Source organism: Micromonospora sp. WMMC264 (assembly GCF_027497275.1).
GTDB classification, from domain to species: Bacteria; Actinomycetota; Actinomycetes; order Mycobacteriales; family Micromonosporaceae; genus Micromonospora; species Micromonospora chalcea.
Genome location: NZ_CP114907.1, coordinates 2334652 through 2350715, shown reverse-complemented (window position 1 = coordinate 2350715; position 16064 = coordinate 2334652). Strand labels below are relative to the sequence as shown.

Below are 16064 nucleotides of genomic sequence, written 5' to 3'. Positions count from 1 at the left end.
GGTGGGGCGCGGGGACGGCCGCGATGGCAGCCGTCCCCGCGCGGCTGTCACTTCTTCACGTAGATGCCGTTGAGCGAGATGATCCCGAACGCGTCGCTGAGGAAGGCGTTGCCGACCTTCGAGCCGTGCAGCTCGTAGGTGGCGTCGTAGTAGCAGGGCACCACCGGCGCGTACTTCTCCATGATCATGCGGTCGAGCGCCATCCAGCCGGCGTCCTGCTCCGCGGCGGGCAGGGCACGGACCCGGTCGATCTCCGCGCCGACCGACGCCTCGTCGAGGTACGACAGGTTCTGGTTGCCCTCGGCCACGATCTCCCGTCCGTCGTAGACCGGCGGGATGACTGTGGAGCCGGTGGGCCAGTCCGAGCCCCAGCCGGTGAGGTACAGGTCGTAGGGGTTGTCCTTGCGGCCCACCTCGTCGTAGTAGCTGCTGTTGTCGATCGGCTTCATGACGATGTCGAAGCCCATGTCGGTGAGGTTCTTGCGCAGCGCCTCGGCCTGCTGGGTACGCAGTTCCAGGCTGGAGTGGGCGAGCACCAGCTTCGGCCGCTTTCCGGCGAGCAGCTCGGCGGTCTTCGCCTTGTCGCCGGTCACCGGGGCGTTGAACACGTCGTACGGGACGAACCCGGCGGTGGTGGGTGACATCAGCGTGGTCGCGGGTGTCCCGGCGGCCTGGCCGCCGAGCACCTTGAGCAGGGCGTCCTTGTCGACCGCGTAGTTCAGCGCGCGCCGTACGTTCAGGTCGGTGACCCGCTGGGTGTTGATGCTCAGCACCCAGTTGTACTGCGTCGGGCCGCGGACGACCCGGTCGGCGACGCCGGCGCCGGTGGTGCGGGGCAGCACCGACGGCGGCACGTCCGACCAGCTCAGCGCCGCCTGGTCGGCCGGTCCGTCGGCGACCAGCCGCTCGGCGATCTGGGCCTGCTCCAGGCCGAACGTCATCCGGACCGTGTCAGGGTACGCGTTGCGGATCGGGTCGGTCGCCGGATCCCAGTTCGGGTTGCGTTCCAGCTCCAGCGACACGTCGCGCTGGTAGGACTTCACCCGGTACGGGCCGGACGAGAACGGCCGCAGATCGTAGTTGGCGCGGGTGTCCTTGGCGGCGGGCACCGGCGCGCTGGTGGGCAGCGCCGCCGCGTACGGCATGTCGCAGTGCGGCTGCGGGAACGTGAACCGGATGGTCCGGTCGTCGGGGGTGGTGACGCCGTCGGGCACCGGCTTGCCGCCGTCGTACGGTCCCTTGTAGGTGGCGTTGTACGCCCCGCCCGGGTAGAGCCACTGCTGGATGTAGTGCGGGCCCTCGTTGAGGTTCGCCGCGAACGAGCGGGCGATGCCGTGGGCGACATCCTTGCTGCTCACCGGCGTGCCGTCCTCGTAGCGCACGCCGTCGCGCAGCGTGAACTCCCAGACCTTGCAGTCGCCGTCGACGTCCTTGCCGGGGTTGGTGGCCAGGTCGCCGACGAGCAGCAGCTTGCCGGTGCCGTCCTCCTTGTAGCCGTTGAGCGGGCGGTAGAGCATCCCGCCGGCGACCTGCTGCACGTTGACGTAGTTGCGGGCCGGGTCGAGGTGTTCGAAGTCGGCCGGCTGCATGACGGTGAGGGTGCCGCCCCGGGACGCGCCGTCGACGGGCTTCGCCGGGCCCTGGTTGTCGGCGGCCTCGTACGAGATCGAGCCGCTCTGGGTCTTGGTCTTCTGGTCGTCGCCGCCGCTGTCGTCGGGCGTGGGGTTGCAGCCGGCGGCGGCCAGCGCCGCCGCGGCGAGGACACCTGTCAGTGTCCGGGTTCGTGCGCGCACGGTGTGCTCCCTTCGTGCCCGGCGGCCCCCGCCGGCCGGGCGTGTGATGGCCGTGGGGACTACCGGGTGGAGCGGGGATCCAGCGAGTCGCGCAGCGCGTCGCCGAGCAGGTTGAACGCCAGGACCAGCAGGAAGATCGTCAACCCGGGGAACAGGGTGTACCAGGGGTCGCTCGCGACGTAGCCGATGCTGTTGAAGATCATGCGGCCCAGGTCGGGCGTGGGTTCGGTGACGCCGATGTTGACGAACGCCAGCGCCGCCTCGATGGCGATGAACTGGGGCACCATCAGCGAGACGGTGACCAGGATCGGCGCCCAGATGTTCGGCAGCAGCTGCCGCAGCAGGATGTGCGCGGTGCCGGCGCCGGCGGCCCGGGCCGCGTCGACGAACTCCCGCTCCCGCAGCGAGATCACCTGCCCGCGGACCAGCCGTGCGGTGTACGTCCAGCTGAACAGACCGAAGGTGGCGACGATCAGCGCCACCCGGAAGGCCGGCGACGGCGCCTCCCGGTCGGAGTAGAAGCGGTCCTGCAGGATCGGGATGACCGCGAGGGCGAAGATGAGGAACGGGAACGCCAGCGTGAGGTCGATCAGCCAGTTGACGAGACTGTCCAGCCAGCCTCTGGCCCATCCGGCCAGCACACCGACCGCGACGCCGATGCACGAGGCCAGCAGCGCCGAGGTGAACGCGATGAACAGCGACGTTCGAAGACCGTAGACCAGTTGCATCAGGATGTCCCGGCCGCTGCCCGGCTCAAGGCCGAGCCAATGATCGGAACTGATCCCGCCGGCATACCCGATCGGCATTCCGAAATCGTTCAAACGGTCGACGAACTTGTCGGTCGGGTCGATTCCGGTGAGCCGCCCCAGCAGCGGCGCGCCGAGCGCCACCACCGCGGCGACGAGGAGCGTCAGGGCGCTGACCCGGGCCGTACGGTCACGCTTGAGCCGCAGCCAGGCGAGCTGGTTCGGTGACCGGCCGACGAACTCCGCGGCCCGGCCGGCGGGCTCCGGGCCGGCCTGGATCTCCGGGACGGAAATGGTCGCGTCGGCGGCCGTGGTCCGGGGCGGCGGGTGTGAGAGATCGCTCATGAACAGTCCCTCCGACGGGGGCGAAAACGCCCTGCCACCCGACGGTAAAGGGAGACGGAGCACCGGAAAGAATCGTTACGGTAACGGCCGTTCCGGTTGTCGTCCATTGACAACGATCCGGCGTACGGAATGCATCGGCGCAATAACGGGGCGATTTGGTTGTCAGCCTTTCAGGCAGGCGTCACGCTTATTCGGAATGCGTTTACGCGAGGCGCGGAAGCGGTTGTCAGCCGTTCGGGCATTCCCGTACGCCGATGTCACACCGTACGCGCGACGCGGCCCACGGGTGTAACACTTCGTGACTCTTCGCGTTCACACCGTCCACCTAGGGTTCTCGGCGGCCCGGTTGCGCACGACGGACCGGGCCACCCATCGGCCCCGCACCCCGGGGCCCCGACGGAAGGACCACCCATGCCCTTCGCCCGACGTACCGCCGCACTGGCCCTGGTCGCCGCGCTCGGCGCGCCGGCCTCCCCCGCGCAGGCCGCGCCGCGCCCCGGCCCGCAGACCCCCTCGGTGCTGCTGCTCACCGTCGACGACGGCGCCGGCGTACACGCCACGGTGCTGACCTGCGGGCCGACCGGCGGTCTGCACCCCGACCCGATCACCGCCTGCCGGCTCGTCGCCCGCGTCGACGGCGACCTGGACGCGCTCGACGTGGACGGCGCGCCGTGCACCTCCCAGTACGCCCCGGTCGTCGCCCGCGCCGCAGGCTTCTGGCAGAACCGCCCGGTCTCCTACACGCGTACGTTCACCAACCCCTGCCTGATGCAGCGCACCACCGCCTCTCTCTTCACCTTCTGACCCTCCCCTCTCGTTCTGGTTGATCATGAGGTTGGCGGCGGTTGCCGTCCGTTTTGTCGCCGTCAACCTCATGATCGACGGGGTGGGTGGGGTGGGGGTGGGGTGGGTGCGGAGAATGGTGCGGGTGGACGGGGGTGCTGTGGAGGCGCGCACGGTCGGTGGCGGGCGGGAGCTGCGGGCGGACTGTTCGCGCTGCGCCGGGGTCTGCTGCGTCGCGCCGGCGTTCACCGCGTCCGCCGACTTCGCCATCGACAAGCCCGCCGGACGGCCCTGCCCGAACCTGGGCGCCGACTTCCGCTGCGGCATCCACACCGAGCTGCGGCAACGCGGCTTCCCCGGATGCACCGTGTTCGACTGCTTCGGCGCCGGCCAGCACCTCACCCGGCACACGTTCGCCGGCCGCGACTGGCGCGCCGACCCGGCCAGGGCAGCGCGGATGTTCGACGCCTTCGCGGTGTTGCGGCCCCTGCACGAGTTGCTCTGGTACCTGACCGAGGCGGTACGCCTGACCCCGCCCGGCCCGCTGCGCGACGAGCTGACCGCAGTGCTGGACGAGACCGGCCGGCTCGCCGACGGCACCCCTGACGAGCTGCTCGCGCTCGACGTCGACGCGCACCGGGACCGGGCCAACCGGCTCCTGTCCCGCGCCGCCGAACAGGCCCGCGCCGGGAAGGCCGGCCCGGACCGCCGGGGCGCGATGCTGATCGCTGTGGACCTGCGCCGTACGCCGCTGGCCGGGGCGAACCTGCGCGGCGCCTGCCTGATCGGCTCGGACCTGCGGGGCGTACGGCTCGGCGCGGCTGACCTGACCGGCGCGGACCTGCGCGGGGCCGACCTGCGCGGCGCCGACCTGAGCGAGTGCCTGTTCACGCACCAGTCGCAGCTCGACGCCGCGCGCGGCGACCACCGCACGGTCCTGCCGCCCGGGCTGCGCCGCCCGGCTCACTGGTCCCTGACGCTGACCCCGGCCCGCCCCCGCCCCCGGCCACGCCCCCGCCGCCGCCGCTGACCCGCCCGGCCCACCGGTCCGGACACTGGGCGACGATCAAGGAGTTTGTGGCTGGTTCGGGGCCGGATCGGGACACAAACTCCTTGATCAACGGGGAGAAGGGGGCCGGAGGGCGGAGGGGGCGGGGTTTGGTGGGGATGGGGTGGGGTAGGCGGCGCGGACGACTGTTGGTCGAGGGAGGGGCACCGGTGGGATATCGGGCACGCGACGGTGAGGAGCCGGTCGATCCGGCGCACGCCGAGGACGAGGCCGGGCAGGTTCCGCTGGTGCAGACGGCCGCGGACACCGACGTGCCGGCGCCCGCGCCCGGCGTGCCGAAACCGGACGAGGTGACCGAGGACGACGGCTCCGGCATGGCGGGTGGCGCCTCCGGCAGCAGCTCGGGCGGCTCCTCGATGCCGACCCACCCGGACGCGGCCCGCGGACGGGACGCCGCCGGCTGAGCAGGCGCGAGCACCGGCCGGACACCAGGCCACCCGAACGTTTGCCGTCACCCGCTGCGGGCAGGAGTGCGACATGACCAGTGAAGAGTCCTTCGGCCGCGCGGCCGGCGACGAACCCGACGGCGTGACCGCGTACGAGGCGTCCCTGCGCCCGCCGGGCGAGTCCCTGCACACCACCGACGACACCGGTGACGACTTCGCCGACCTGCCCGCCGAGGACCGCCGGTCCGCGCGGGAGGTCAGCCGCGCCGGCTACGACGTCGACGCGGTCTCCGGAACCGGCGACCCGTCCGAGGAGCCGGAGGAGATCGAGGAGGGCCGGCCGCTGCGCTGACGCGTGCGCGGGGCGGCGGCCGTGCCGCTCCGCGCCTCGGTCATGCCCCGGTTCGCCAGCGCGTCCGCGCGTTCGTTCTCCGGGTGCCCGTTGTGGCCCTTCACCCACAGCCACGTCACGTCGTGCCGGGCACAGGCCGCCTCCAGCGCCTGCCACAGGTCGGCGTTCTTCACCGGCTGCTTCGCGGCGGTCAGCCAGCCGTTGCGCTTCCACGAGTTCAGCCAGCCGGTGATGCCGTTGCGCACATAGGTGCTGTCGGTGTGCAGCCGTACCGTGACCGGGCGGGTCAGGCTCTCCAGCGCCCGGATCGCGGCGGTCAGCTCCATCCGGTTGTTGGTGGTCGGGGTGGCCTCGCCGCCGCACAGCTCCCGCTCGTGCCCGCCCCAGCGCAGCACCGCGCCCCACCCACCGGGCCCGGGATTGCCGCTGCACGCGCCGTCGGTCCAGATCTCCACGACCCGGCCGGTCTCCGCCTCCGCCATGCCCGGCAACCTACCGGGTACGCGAGCACGCGGGACCACCCGACCCGCCGCGCGCGGCTAGCGTGCCGGCATGACCGCTCCCCCGGACTTCGCCACCCTCTGCAACTTCCGTGACCTCGGCGGCTGGCGGACCGGCGACGGCCGCACCGTCGCCCGGGGCCGCCTCTACCGCTCCGACTCGCTGGCCAAGCTCGCCGGTGACGACCTGCAGCAGTTCGCGGCGCTCGGCGTCCGCACCGTGATCGACCTGCGCTACCCGTGGGAGATCGCCGACCGCGGCCGGGCCCCGGAGAGCCTCGGCGTGACCTGGCACAACCTGAGCATCGAGCACCGGCCGTACGTGCAGGCCGACATCGATCCCGACGTGGACCCGTGGCGCTACCTGGCCGACCGGTACGCCGAGGTGGCCGAGGACGGCGTGGCCGAGCTGCGCCGGGCGGTCGAGGTGATCGCGGACGGCGAGCATCCGCTGGTGTTCCACTGCGCGTCCGGCAAGGACCGCACCGGCCTGCTCGCCGCGCTGGTGCTGTCCCTGCTGGGGGTGGACGACGACCAGACCGCCGCGGACTTCGCGCTCACCGAGCACGCCACCGACCGGCTGGTCGCCGAGTGGCGGGACCGCAACGGCGGCGCGACACCGGGCTGGCCCGCGTACGGGCGGGCGCCGGCCGAGGTCATCCGGCTGGTGCTGGCCGACCTGCGGGCCGCACACGGTTCCGTGCACGGCTACGTGACCGGCCGGCTCGGTGTCGACGCGCAGACGATCGACGCGCTGCGCGCCCGGCTGCTCACCGGCGACACGGACCCGCTGCCGACCCAGGGCACCACCGGCGCCACGCCGACGACACTCGCCCGCTGAGCGCCGCCGCCCGGCCGAGCACGCAGCGACGGAGAACCGGCGGCCGAAAAGCGAGCGACGGCGGCGCGGCGGTCTGGCACGCTGCGAAATCGTGGACACGCGGTGGGACGGCCTGCGGGCCGAGGTACGGGACACGATCGACGAGCTGGTCTCCTCCGGCCGGGAGGCCGGTGTGCAGGTCGCCGCGTACCTGGACGGGGTCGCGATCGTCTCCGAACACGCGGGGCTCGCCGACACCACCACCGGACGGCCGATGACCGCCGACACGCCCGTGCACGCGGTCTCCACCGGCAAGGGACTCACCGCCACCGTCGTGCACGTGCTCGCCGAGCGGGGACGGCTCGACTACGACCTGCCGCTCGCCGCGGTGTGGCCGGAGTTCGCCCGGCACGGCAAGGACGCCATCACGCTGCGGCACGTGCTCACCCACACCGCCGGCCTGCCCGCGCTGCCCGCCGACGTCACGCCGGAGGACTTCACCGACTGGACGCGCATGTGCGAGCTGCTGGCAGACGCGCGGCCGCTGTGGGCGCCCGGCGAGCGGCTGGCGTACCACGCCTGGACGTGGGGGTGGCTGCTCGGCGAAGTGGTCCGGCGGGTCGCCGGCGCGCCGGTGTCGCGGGTGCTCGCCGACGAGGTGGCCGGGCCGCTCGGCGTGGACCGGGAACTGTTCCTCGCCGTACCGGAGGCGGACCTGGCCCGGCTGGCCCGGCTGGAGGACGCCGGCCTGTCCGCGCTGATGACCTGGGCCGGGGCGAACCTGCCGCACTTCGACGCGGTCGCCCCGCCAGCGGTACGCCCCGACACCGTCATCGGTTCCCGCCCCGACGTGCTGCGCGCCGACGTGCCGTCGGTCGGCACGATGAGCGCCCGCGCGGTGGCCCGGATGTACGCGGCGCTGCTCGGCCCGGTCGACGGGGTACGGCTGATCTCCGCCGCGCGGATGCGGGAGGTGTCCGCCCCTGCGGTACGCGCCCAGGAGTGGGTGTTCGGCCAGGAGAGCACGTTCGGGCTCGGGTACGCGGTCGAGGACGACGGATCGTTCGGCACCGCCGGTAGCGGTGGCAGCCTCGCGTTCGCGTACCCGGATCTGGGGTTGACGGTGGCGGCGGTGCGCAACCGGCTCGGCGCGGGCGACGGCGACCCGATGGAGCAGCTGCGGGTGCTGGTGCGCGACCGCGTCACCGAACGACGCTAGCGGCGCAGGCGGGCCCGCAGCCGGCCGGCCGCGTCGCCGAGCACCGCGCCGGTCATCGGCAGCAGCGGGCTGGACCGCATCACCGCCAGGTCCTCGGCCGGGCTGGTCACGCCGTCGAGGAACCGCAGCACCCGCTCCGCCGGGTTGCGGTCGAACAGCCGCTCGAAGAACTCCACCCCGCCGACGTGCCCCCGGTCCAGCGCGCGCAGCGCCACCGCGTCCATCCACAGGTGCCGCCCCGGGTACGCGGGCGCGGGCACCGGCGGGCGGCCGGCGGCGAGCGCCCGGGCCACCTGGTCGGCCTGGCGCAGCATCGCGGAGAACGTGAACCCGGTGGACGGCCGGGTCGCCCCACCGGCGGTGCCCAGCCGCACCACCCGCGGGCTGGGACGGGGTTCGAACGGGCCGTCGGTCATCGGGATCACGCCGTCCTCGACCTCCCGCACCCGCAGCGCGCTCAGGTCCAGCCCGAGCAGGTCGGCGTAGCCGCGCAGCGCCGTGTCGTAGCCCGCGTCGTCGAGCAGGGCCGGGCCGAACTCGGTGTACTCGACCAGCGCGAACCGGTCGTCGACAGGCAGCACGTACCCGAAGGAGACGCCGCGCTGCGGCTGTGGGGTGCGGAAGTCCATCAGAACGGCCCGCTGCGGATCGAACGTCGGCCGGTCGGCGGCCAGCCACCAGCCCCGGAAGTGCTGCAACCAACTGGTCCGCCCCGGTCGTTTCGGCCGCCGGGGCCGCGAGTCGAGCACCCACCCGGCCCGCACCAGCTCACGCCCCTCCGGGTCGCGGACAGTGACCCGCTCACCGTCGTCGTGCAGCTCCCCCGCCGGAGCGCTGATCCGGACCGCGTCCAGCCGCCGCTCGGCCGCGGCAGCCCGGTCGTAGACCGGGGCGGAGCGCAGCATGGCGTACCGCAGCGGGTCGAGCGTGAGGACGCGGCGGCCGGCGCGCGTGACCACGTCGACCTGCGACCAGCTCGCGCTCAGCAGCGGATCGAGGTCGTCACCGGGCAGGCCCCAGAACGCCCACGTGCGGTCCTGGCCGCGTTTGTGCACCGGGTCGACCACCGCGACCCGCAGCCCGGTCACGCCGTGGCGGTCCAGCGCGGCCAGGACCAGGGACGCGGCGCCGCCGCCGCCGACCAGCGCGAGGTCGACGTCGACCGCTGAGGATGCCTGCACCCGACCACGCTGTCACATCGGCGGGCGCGGCCCTCGGCCGACCCGCGCTCAGGCCACCGGGGCGGGCTCCTGCGGGGCCGGCTGGGCGTAGGCGGCGGCCACCGTCGCCCGGTCGAAGACCCGCCACGTCGCGGCGATCACCGCGACCGCCACCACGAAACCCACCCAGTACGGCGCGGTGATGCCGAACCGGGCCGCCACCACACCGCCCAGCAGCGCGCCGACGCAGTTTCCGCCCGCCGCGACGAACAACGTGGTGCTGCCGACCCGGCCCATCAACGCGGGCGGGGTGAGCCGCTGCCGCAGCGAGTTCGCCACGATGTTCCACAGCGCGCTGTGCGCCCCGAACGCGAACAGCGCGAACCCGACCACGGCGGCGCTGCGGGACGCGGCCAGCGCCAGGTGCAGTCCCGCCTCGACCAGCAGCCCGGTCCGCACCGTCCAGGTGGGCGTGATCGCGGCGATCAGCCGGTCCCCCACCACCGAGCCGAGCACGCCGCCCACTGCCATGCAGGTGAACAACGCGCCGTAGCCGACCGAGCCGAGACCCAGCCGTTCGGTGGCGAGCAGCACCAGCACCGCCACGGCGGCGGTGAGCGTGACGTTGAGCAGGCCGATCAGCACGGTCATGGTGCGCAGCAGCCGCTGCCCCCACAACCAGCGGAACCCCTCCGCGACCTCCGCCCGCGCCGAACGCCGCCCGTCCGGCGCCGGTCCGGCCCGGTACGTCCCGGCGAGCAGCCCGACCAGCACGGCGCTGAGCGCGTACGTGCCGGCGTTCAGGGCGAACGGCAGCGACGCCGCCAGCACGAACAGGAACCCGCCGAGCGGGCCGGCGATCATGTTCTGCATCACCTGGGTGCCGCCGCCCAGCCACCCGTTGGCGCGTTCCAGCAGCGAGCGCGGCACCACCGCCGGCAGCACCGCCTGCGCGGCGGTCCGGAACACCACCTCGCCGGTGTTCACCACGAACAGCACCGCGTACAGCAGCGCGATCCCGGCCCGGTCGGCGAGCATCGCCGCCGCGAGCACGGCGAGCGCGCCGACGCGTACCCAGTCGATGAGCACCATCAGCCGCCGCCGGTCCACCCGGTCGGCCAGCACGCCGCCGGGCAGCGCGAACAGCAGCCACGGCAGCCACGACACCGCCGCCCCGGCCGACACCACCAGCGGATCGTCGGTGAGCGACGCCACGTACAGCGGCGCGGCCACAGTCGCCGTCCCGCTGCCCAGCGCGGACAGCGTGCTCGCCGTCCACAGTCGGGCGAAGCGCCCGCCGAGCCGTTCCCCCGTCACGGCGAGGCAACCTACCAGCGGCGACGAACCCTGCCGACCGGTTTATCCGGGGCGGCGGGAGTTGAGGCGGGCCGCCTGCCGGTTGAGGTGGTCGCGTTCGGCCAGGCTGGCCGCGCGACGGGCCGCGTCGGCGTACAGGCCGGCCGCCCGGTCCGGATCGCCGTCGCGTTCGTGCAGGTACGCGGCCACCGCCGTGTACCGGGGCAGCGTGTCGTCAAGCGCCGCGAGCGCCGCCAGCCCGGCGCGCGGGCCGTCCGCCTCGCCGACCGCGACCGCCCGGTTGAGCCGGGCGATCGGGTTGCCGGTCAGGCGCACCAGCTCGTCGTACCACTCGACGATCTGCACCCAGTCGGTCTCCGCGGCGGTGGGCGCGTCCGCGTGCAGTGCCGCGATCGCGGCCTGGGCCTGGAACTCGCCGAGCCGGTCGCGGGACAGCGCGGTCTGCAGGATGCCCACGCCCTCGGCGATCAGCGCGCTGTCCCACCGGCTGCGGTCCTGCTCGGCCAGCGGCACCAGGCTGCCGTCGGGCGCGGTCCGGCCGGCCCGGCGGGCGTGGTGCAGCAGCATGAGCGCGAGCAGCCCGGCCACCTCGGGATGGTCGATCGCGGCGGCGAGCTGCCGGGTGAGCCGGATCGCCTCGGCGGCCAGGTCCACGTCGCCGGAGTAGCCCTCGTTGAACACCAGGTACAGCACGCGCAGCACGGTGGCGACGTCACCGGGCTGGTCGAGGCGAACCCCGGAGACGGTGCGCTTGGCCCGGCTGATCCGCTGCGCCATGGTGGCCTCCGGCACCAGGTACGCCTGCGCGATCTGCCGGGTGGTGAGCCCGCCGACGGCGCGCAGCGTCAACGCGACGGCCGACGACGGGCTCAGCGACGGATGCGCGCAGAGGAAGTAGAGCCGCAGCGTGTCGTCCACGGCGGGCACCGGGCCGGGCGGCGGCTCCTCCTCGATCAGGTCCTCCCGTCGGCGCCGGGCGGCGTCGGCGCGGACCGCGTCCAGGAACCGGCGCCACGCCACGGTGACCAGCCAGCCCAACGGGTCGCGGGGCGGGTCGGCCGGCCAGACACGCAGCGCCTCGATCAGCGCGTCCTGCACCGCGTCCTCGGCCGCCGCGAAGTCGGCTCCGCGGCGGACGAGGACACCGAGCACGCCCGGGATGAGGCTGCGGAGCGCGACCTCGTCCATCGGACGGATCACTCGGTGATGGTCGGCGGCGCGGTCAGGAACGGGCGCAGCTCCAGCCACTCGTGGATCGGCTTGCCGCCCTGCCCGGGCGCGGCCGACAGCTCGGCGGCCAGTTCGAGCGCGCGCTCGTAGCTGTCCACGTCGATCACCATCCAGCCGGCGATCAGGTCCTTCGTCTCGGCGAACGGGCCGTCGGTGACCGGCGGGCGGCCCTCGCCGTCGTAGCGGACGAACGTGCCCTCCGGGGCGAGCGCCTGGCCGTCGACGTACTCGCCGCTCTCCTGCAGCCGGGCCGCGAACTCCTGCATGTAGTTCACGTGCGCGGAGATCTCCTCCGGCGTCCACTTGTCGATCATCGGCATGTCGGTGACCGGGGTCGGGCCGCCGCGGTAGTGCTTCAGGAGCAGGTACTTCATCTGTGTCTCCTCGTGGAGGGTGCGACCCATTCTGGCCGCGTTCACTCCGGGGACGAAGCCGCCTGCCCGTTCTCGACATCGGTGGTGGAGGAATTTCGAGCGTCACATCGCGTAGGGCATCCTAGGAGGCTAGTTCTGGAGGCCGGGCCGCCTGCCCCCGTCGCGGCGGCCCGGCCCGTCAGGCGGCGGCGCGGCGCAGGCCGGTGATCAGCACCGTGCCCGCGACCAGGTGAAACGCCACCAGTGTCAGCGTCGCCGCGCCCCCCACTCCCCCGCTTAGCGGACCGAGCAGCGACACCAGCAGCACCAGGCCCGCGACCACCGTCCAGACGGTCCGGGCGCGGGCGGTGAGCCGCTCCAGCAGGGCCAGCAGCGCCCAGCCGGACAGCCCGGCGAGCAGCGTGCTCACCGCCACCGCCACCGGCGTCACCCGCTGCACGTCCGAACCGGTGCGCGCGGTCAGCTCCACCCCGGCCAGCGGCACCGCGACCACCCAGCCCAGCAGCGTGGCCACGGTGGCGGCGAGCACCGTCAGCAGCCGCACCCGGCGGCGGGTCGGGCGGGTGGCGGCGGTCGGAATCGTGGTTTCCATCGGTAGCTCCTCGGCATCGGGACGACTGCCGCAGACGCTAGGTCCGGCGGGCCGCTGCGCGGATCGGGCCGCGGAGCGGTTCCCGGCTCCGTCGCCGGACCGATCACCGGCCCGGATCTCCGTCTGGCGACCGATGAGAAGCGGTGCGCCCGCGGCCTAGCATCCGGACATGAGGTGCGCGTCCCGGTCCCGGCTCCTGCTGCTGCTCGACGGCGGCATCGCCACCGTGAGCCTCGCCGTGTGCCTGCTCGCGCTGCTGGCCTCCGACGCCGGCCCGGACACGACCGGCGCGACCGCCGTCGCGGTCGGCCTCGCCGTCGCGCAGGCCGGCTGTCTGCTGTGGATCCGGCGCCACCCGGGGTACGCCCTCGGCGTCGCCGCGCTCGCCGGCGTCGGCCTCGAGGCGCTCTGCCCGCAGCTCGGCTGGCTCGGCCTGGTCGCGGTGCCGATGGCGTACGTGGCCCGGCTGCGCCCGCCCCGGTACTCGCTCGTCGCGCTCGGGCTGCTGCTCGCGCCCACGCCGTGGAAGCTGGTCACCGGCGGCTGGCGGGACCTGCTGCTGGCGGTGACCGCGCTGGGCCTGAGCTGGACGCTCGGCGAGTTGCAGCGGGGCCAGGCGCAGCGGCGTGGCGAGCGCGAACGGCAGGTACGCGCCGCCGAACGGGAGCGGATCTCCCGGGAGCTGCACGACGTGGTGGCGCACCACGTCGCGGTCATCGCGGTGCAGGCCGCCGCCGCCGAGGACGTGTTCGACGAGCAGCCGGAGCAGGCCCGCGCCGCGCTCGCCGCGATCGACACGGCGGCCCGGTCGGCGCTGACCGAACTGCGGGCCATGCTGCACGCGCTCGCCCTCGACGACGGGTCCGAACCGGACGGACCGCAGCCGGGACTGGCACAGCTCGACGCGCTCGCCGACGCGGTACGGGCGGTGGGCCTGCGGGTGACGCTGCGGCGCGACGGCGACGGCGAGGCGCTGCCCGGCGGGGTGCAGCTGTCGGCGTACCGGATCGTGCAGGAGTCGCTGACGAACGCGCTGCGCCACGGTCACGGCACCCGCGCCGACGTGGACGTCGATTACCGCGACGGCGTACTGCGGCTGGAGGTCGTCAACGACGGCCCGGCGCCCGCCCGCCGCCCCGGCACGACCACCGGGCGCGGCATCGTCGGCATGCGGGAACGGGCCCGGCTGCTCGGCGGCACACTCGACGCCGGCCCGCTGCCGGCCGGCGGATTCCGGGTCCACGCCCGGCTGCCGGTGGAGGCGGCCCGATGACGGTACGGGTGGTCATCGCCGACGACCAGGAGCTGATCCGCGCCGGGCTGCGCACAGTCCTCGACGCGCGGCCCGACCTGAGCGTGGTCGGCGAGGCCGCCGACGGCGTCGAGGCGGTCGCGGTGGCGACGCGTACGCGGCCGGACGTGGTGCTGATGGACGTGCGGATGCCCCGCCGCGACGGCATCGCCGCCACCCGCGACCTGGTGGCCGCCGGCAACCCGGCCAAGGTGGTCATGCTGACCACGTTCGACCTGGACGAACACGTCTACGCCGCGCTGCGCGCCGGGGCCAGCGCGTTCCTGCTCAAGGACACCCGCCCGGCCGACCTCGCCGAGGCGGTACGCGTGGTGGCCCGGGGCGAGGCGCTGCTCGCGCCGACGGTGACCCGGCGGCTGCTGGACCGGTACGCCGACCGGCTTCCCGCGCCCACGCCCACCGGTGACGCCCTCGCCGTGCTGACCGCCCGCGAACGGGAGGTGCTGACACTCACCGCGCGGGCACTGTCCAATGCGGAGATCGCCGCCCGGCTGCACCTGAGCACCGCCACCGTGAAGACACACGTCTCGGCGATCCTCACCAAGCTGGGCCTGCGCGACCGGATCCAGGCGGTGGTGCTCGCGTACGACACCGGGCTGGTCCGGCCGGAACCGCCCGTCCGGTAGGCGCGAAACGGACAGCGGACCCAGACACGGCGAAGCGGGACGGCTCGCCGTCCGGCCTGGCCCGGCATGTCCACCCTCCGACGGCGGCAGGGAGCACACCGGACGGCAACGAAGATTTCTCAATTACCCCCAGTGACCGCCGCAACCCTCCTAGTGTTGGCCACACCGGTGCTCGTCACGGAGTTGGCCACCCGAACGACGTCCCACGCCTACAGCGGACGAAAAGTGAGGGAAGACGCGGATGAAGGCACAGTCATTTCTCGGATCGGCGGCGTTCGGCGTGGGCCTCGGCGCACTGCTGCTCCCGGCCGCCGCGCTGGCGGACACCAGAGTCTCACCCGCCGCCACCCCGGTCGGCGGCACCGTCGTGCTGACCACCACGTGCAACCCGAACGCCGGTGACGCGATCTTCCGGGTCACCGGCCCGGACCGGGACCAGAACGTCCGGTCCACCACTGCGGCCGCGGGCGGTGGCCTGAGCGCCGAGCTGTTCACCGCCGGGTTCACGCTCGGCACGTACACCGTCGCCACCACGTGCGGCGACGGCAGCGACGGCGGCAGCGCCACGTTCACCGTCACCCCGATCGGCGGCGCGCAGGCCGGTGGCGGCGGGCGCGACGGCGACACCGGGGTGCTGGTCGCCGGGGGCGTGCTGGCCGCCGGGGCGCTCGCCGGTGGCGCGTACGCGGTCATCCGCCGACGCCGCGCGGGCGCCGTCGCCTGACCGGATCGTCGAGCGGTCCGCCCGCGCCGGAGCACCCGGCGCGGGCGGCACGTCCCTGTCGGACGGAGGTGGGATGCTGTCGGAGTCGCAGCGCCGGTCGCGGTTGCGCACCGCCGTCGTGGTCACCGCCGTCACCGTCGCCGCCGCCACCGGCACCGGACTGGTCTCGGCCGGGCTCGGCACCACGTCGACGCCACCGCCACAGCCCGGCGTCTCCGCCGCGCCCGCCACCGAACGACCGGGTACGGCAGGCCCGGCGCTCCCCCGCGCCACACCGGTGCGGGTGACCATCCCGCGCATCGGCGTGGACGCCGAGATCGTGCCGGTGGCCACCGACGCCGACGGCGCGCTGGAAGTGCCACCGCTGGAACGCCCCGAGGTCACCGGCTGGTACCACCCCGGTCCCGCCCCCGGCCAGGCCGGCAACGCGGTGCTGGTCGGGCACGTCGACTCGCAGCACGGCCCGGCGGTCTTCTTCGACCTCGGCCGGCTGCGCCCCGGCGACACGATCCGGGTGCTGCGCGCCGACGGCCGGACGGCGGCGTTCACCGTGGACGGCGTCGGGGCGTACCCGAAGGAACGCTTCCCCACCGCGCGGGTCTACGGCGGCGACGCGGCTGCGCGGCTGCGTTTGATCACGTGCGGCGGGCGGTTCGACCCGCGGACCGGCAGCTACCCGGACAACATCGTGGTCTTCGCCACCGCTACCCGCTGAC

At 74.0% G+C, this 16064-nt stretch carries 18 protein-coding genes; 10 read left to right on the top strand and 8 right to left on the bottom strand.

What is annotated here, in order from left to right; all coding sequences use genetic code 11:
- Window positions 1-47: 47 nt before the first annotated feature.
- Both O7542_RS09795 and O7542_RS09790 read right to left on the bottom strand, forming a co-directional pair.
- Complete coding sequence (locus O7542_RS09795; RefSeq protein ID WP_209961983.1) at window positions 48-1793, bottom strand: ABC transporter substrate-binding protein; 1746 nt, start codon at window positions 1791-1793, stop codon at window positions 48-50.
- Window positions 1794-1852: 59 nt separating this feature from the next.
- A complete protein-coding gene (locus O7542_RS09790) occupies window positions 1853-2884 on the bottom strand; it encodes an ABC transporter permease (protein ID WP_281606073.1) in 1032 nt (343 codons plus the stop codon).
- A gap of 411 nt (window positions 2885-3295) precedes the next feature.
- On the opposite strand from O7542_RS09790, the gene O7542_RS09785 reads away from it, so the two are divergent.
- From O7542_RS09785 to O7542_RS09770, 4 genes are all read left to right on the top strand, one after another.
- The gene (locus O7542_RS09785; protein WP_281606072.1) at window positions 3296-3688 is read left to right on the top strand and encodes an SSI family serine proteinase inhibitor; all 393 of its coding nucleotides are present in this window, start codon (window positions 3296-3298) and stop codon (window positions 3686-3688) included.
- A gap of 115 nt (window positions 3689-3803) precedes the next feature.
- Entirely contained in the window at window positions 3804-4697 is an 894-nt protein-coding gene (locus tag O7542_RS09780) for a pentapeptide repeat-containing protein (protein WP_281606458.1), read from the top strand.
- Window positions 4698-4885: 188 nt separating this feature from the next.
- The gene (locus O7542_RS09775; protein ID WP_113972750.1) at window positions 4886-5140 is read left to right on the top strand and encodes a preprotein translocase YidC; all 255 of its coding nucleotides are present in this window, start codon (window positions 4886-4888) and stop codon (window positions 5138-5140) included.
- Window positions 5141-5213: 73 nt separating this feature from the next.
- A complete protein-coding gene (locus tag O7542_RS09770) occupies window positions 5214-5474 on the top strand; it encodes a hypothetical protein (RefSeq protein WP_043323893.1) in 261 nt (86 codons plus the stop codon).
- Here O7542_RS09770 and rnhA read toward each other — a convergent pair.
- On the bottom strand, window positions 5393-5956 hold the full coding sequence (gene rnhA, locus O7542_RS09765) for a ribonuclease HI (RefSeq protein ID WP_166457617.1): 564 nt from the start codon (window positions 5954-5956) through the stop codon (window positions 5393-5395). The two genes, O7542_RS09770 and rnhA, sit on opposite strands and share 82 nt — an antisense overlap.
- Before the next feature lie 70 nt (window positions 5957-6026).
- Between rnhA and O7542_RS09760 the strand changes: the two genes are divergently transcribed.
- The gene (locus O7542_RS09760) at window positions 6027-6815 is read left to right on the top strand and encodes a tyrosine-protein phosphatase (RefSeq protein WP_104115933.1); all 789 of its coding nucleotides are present in this window, start codon (window positions 6027-6029) and stop codon (window positions 6813-6815) included.
- Between the two features lie 91 nt (window positions 6816-6906).
- Complete coding sequence (locus O7542_RS09755) at window positions 6907-8013, top strand: serine hydrolase domain-containing protein (protein WP_281606071.1); 1107 nt, start codon at window positions 6907-6909, stop codon at window positions 8011-8013.
- Here O7542_RS09755 and O7542_RS09750 read toward each other — a convergent pair.
- From O7542_RS09750 to O7542_RS09730, 5 genes are all read right to left on the bottom strand, one after another.
- Window positions 8010-9194, bottom strand: a complete 1185-nt coding sequence (locus O7542_RS09750; RefSeq protein ID WP_348651588.1) for a lycopene cyclase family protein — start codon at window positions 9192-9194, stop codon at window positions 8010-8012. The two genes, O7542_RS09755 and O7542_RS09750, sit on opposite strands and share 4 nt — an antisense overlap.
- A gap of 48 nt (window positions 9195-9242) precedes the next feature.
- The gene (locus tag O7542_RS09745; RefSeq protein ID WP_043323888.1) at window positions 9243-10490 is read right to left on the bottom strand and encodes an MFS transporter; all 1248 of its coding nucleotides are present in this window, start codon (window positions 10488-10490) and stop codon (window positions 9243-9245) included.
- A 42-nt stretch (window positions 10491-10532) separates the two neighbouring features.
- A complete protein-coding gene (locus O7542_RS09740) occupies window positions 10533-11678 on the bottom strand; it encodes a DUF6596 domain-containing protein (protein WP_281606457.1) in 1146 nt (381 codons plus the stop codon).
- Between the two features lie 8 nt (window positions 11679-11686).
- Window positions 11687-12094, bottom strand: coding sequence for a YciI family protein (locus O7542_RS09735; protein ID WP_043323886.1), 408 nt, complete (start codon window positions 12092-12094; stop codon window positions 11687-11689).
- A gap of 178 nt (window positions 12095-12272) precedes the next feature.
- Window positions 12273-12686, bottom strand: coding sequence for a DUF6069 family protein (locus O7542_RS09730; RefSeq protein WP_104115936.1), 414 nt, complete (start codon window positions 12684-12686; stop codon window positions 12273-12275).
- Window positions 12687-12855: 169 nt separating this feature from the next.
- Here O7542_RS09730 and O7542_RS09725 point away from each other — a divergent pair, with 169 nt between their 5' ends.
- The 4 genes from O7542_RS09725 to O7542_RS09710 all read left to right on the top strand — a co-directional run bounded on the left by O7542_RS09725 (window position 12856) and on the right by O7542_RS09710 (window position 16063).
- The gene (locus O7542_RS09725) at window positions 12856-13959 is read left to right on the top strand and encodes a histidine kinase (RefSeq protein WP_210870528.1); all 1104 of its coding nucleotides are present in this window, start codon (window positions 12856-12858) and stop codon (window positions 13957-13959) included.
- Entirely contained in the window at window positions 13956-14624 is a 669-nt protein-coding gene (locus O7542_RS09720) for a response regulator transcription factor (protein WP_069088645.1), read from the top strand. The genes O7542_RS09725 and O7542_RS09720 overlap by 4 nt, the downstream gene beginning before the upstream one ends.
- Before the next feature lie 241 nt (window positions 14625-14865).
- Window positions 14866-15348: a hypothetical protein gene (locus O7542_RS09715; protein WP_043323881.1), complete on the top strand. Its 483-nt coding sequence runs from the start codon at window positions 14866-14868 to the stop codon at window positions 15346-15348.
- Window positions 15349-15421: 73 nt separating this feature from the next.
- Window positions 15422-16063 carry a class F sortase gene (locus tag O7542_RS09710; protein WP_069088694.1) on the top strand — a complete coding sequence of 214 codons (642 nt, stop codon included), beginning with the start codon at window positions 15422-15424 and terminating at the stop codon, window positions 16061-16063.
- Window position 16064 lies beyond the last annotated feature (1 nt).

What these genes read in the sequence shown, in the direction of transcription:
- O7542_RS09790 (WP_281606073.1), bottom strand. Translation starts at nt 2,884, where the DNA reads ATGAGCGATCTCTCACACCCGCCGCCCCGGACCACGGCCGCCGACGCG.
- O7542_RS09785 (WP_281606072.1), top strand. Translation starts at nt 3,296, where the DNA reads ATGCCCTTCGCCCGACGTACCGCCGCACTGGCCCTGGTCGCCGCGCTC.
- O7542_RS09780 (WP_281606458.1), top strand. Translation starts at nt 3,804, where the DNA reads ATGGTGCGGGTGGACGGGGGTGCTGTGGAGGCGCGCACGGTCGGTGGC.
- O7542_RS09770 (WP_043323893.1), top strand. Translation starts at nt 5,214, where the DNA reads ATGACCAGTGAAGAGTCCTTCGGCCGCGCGGCCGGCGACGAACCCGAC.
- rnhA (WP_166457617.1), bottom strand. Translation starts at nt 5,956, where the DNA reads ATGGCGGAGGCGGAGACCGGCCGGGTCGTGGAGATCTGGACCGACGGC.
- O7542_RS09760 (WP_104115933.1), top strand. Translation starts at nt 6,027, where the DNA reads ATGACCGCTCCCCCGGACTTCGCCACCCTCTGCAACTTCCGTGACCTC.
- O7542_RS09740 (WP_281606457.1), bottom strand. Translation starts at nt 11,678, where the DNA reads ATGGACGAGGTCGCGCTCCGCAGCCTCATCCCGGGCGTGCTCGGTGTC.
- O7542_RS09735 (WP_043323886.1), bottom strand. Translation starts at nt 12,094, where the DNA reads ATGAAGTACCTGCTCCTGAAGCACTACCGCGGCGGCCCGACCCCGGTC.
- O7542_RS09730 (WP_104115936.1), bottom strand. Translation starts at nt 12,686, where the DNA reads ATGGAAACCACGATTCCGACCGCCGCCACCCGCCCGACCCGCCGCCGG.
- O7542_RS09725 (WP_210870528.1), top strand. Translation starts at nt 12,856, where the DNA reads ATGAGGTGCGCGTCCCGGTCCCGGCTCCTGCTGCTGCTCGACGGCGGC.
- O7542_RS09720 (WP_069088645.1), top strand. Translation starts at nt 13,956, where the DNA reads ATGACGGTACGGGTGGTCATCGCCGACGACCAGGAGCTGATCCGCGCC.
- O7542_RS09715 (WP_043323881.1), top strand. Translation starts at nt 14,866, where the DNA reads ATGAAGGCACAGTCATTTCTCGGATCGGCGGCGTTCGGCGTGGGCCTC.
- O7542_RS09710 (WP_069088694.1), top strand. Translation starts at nt 15,422, where the DNA reads ATGCTGTCGGAGTCGCAGCGCCGGTCGCGGTTGCGCACCGCCGTCGTG.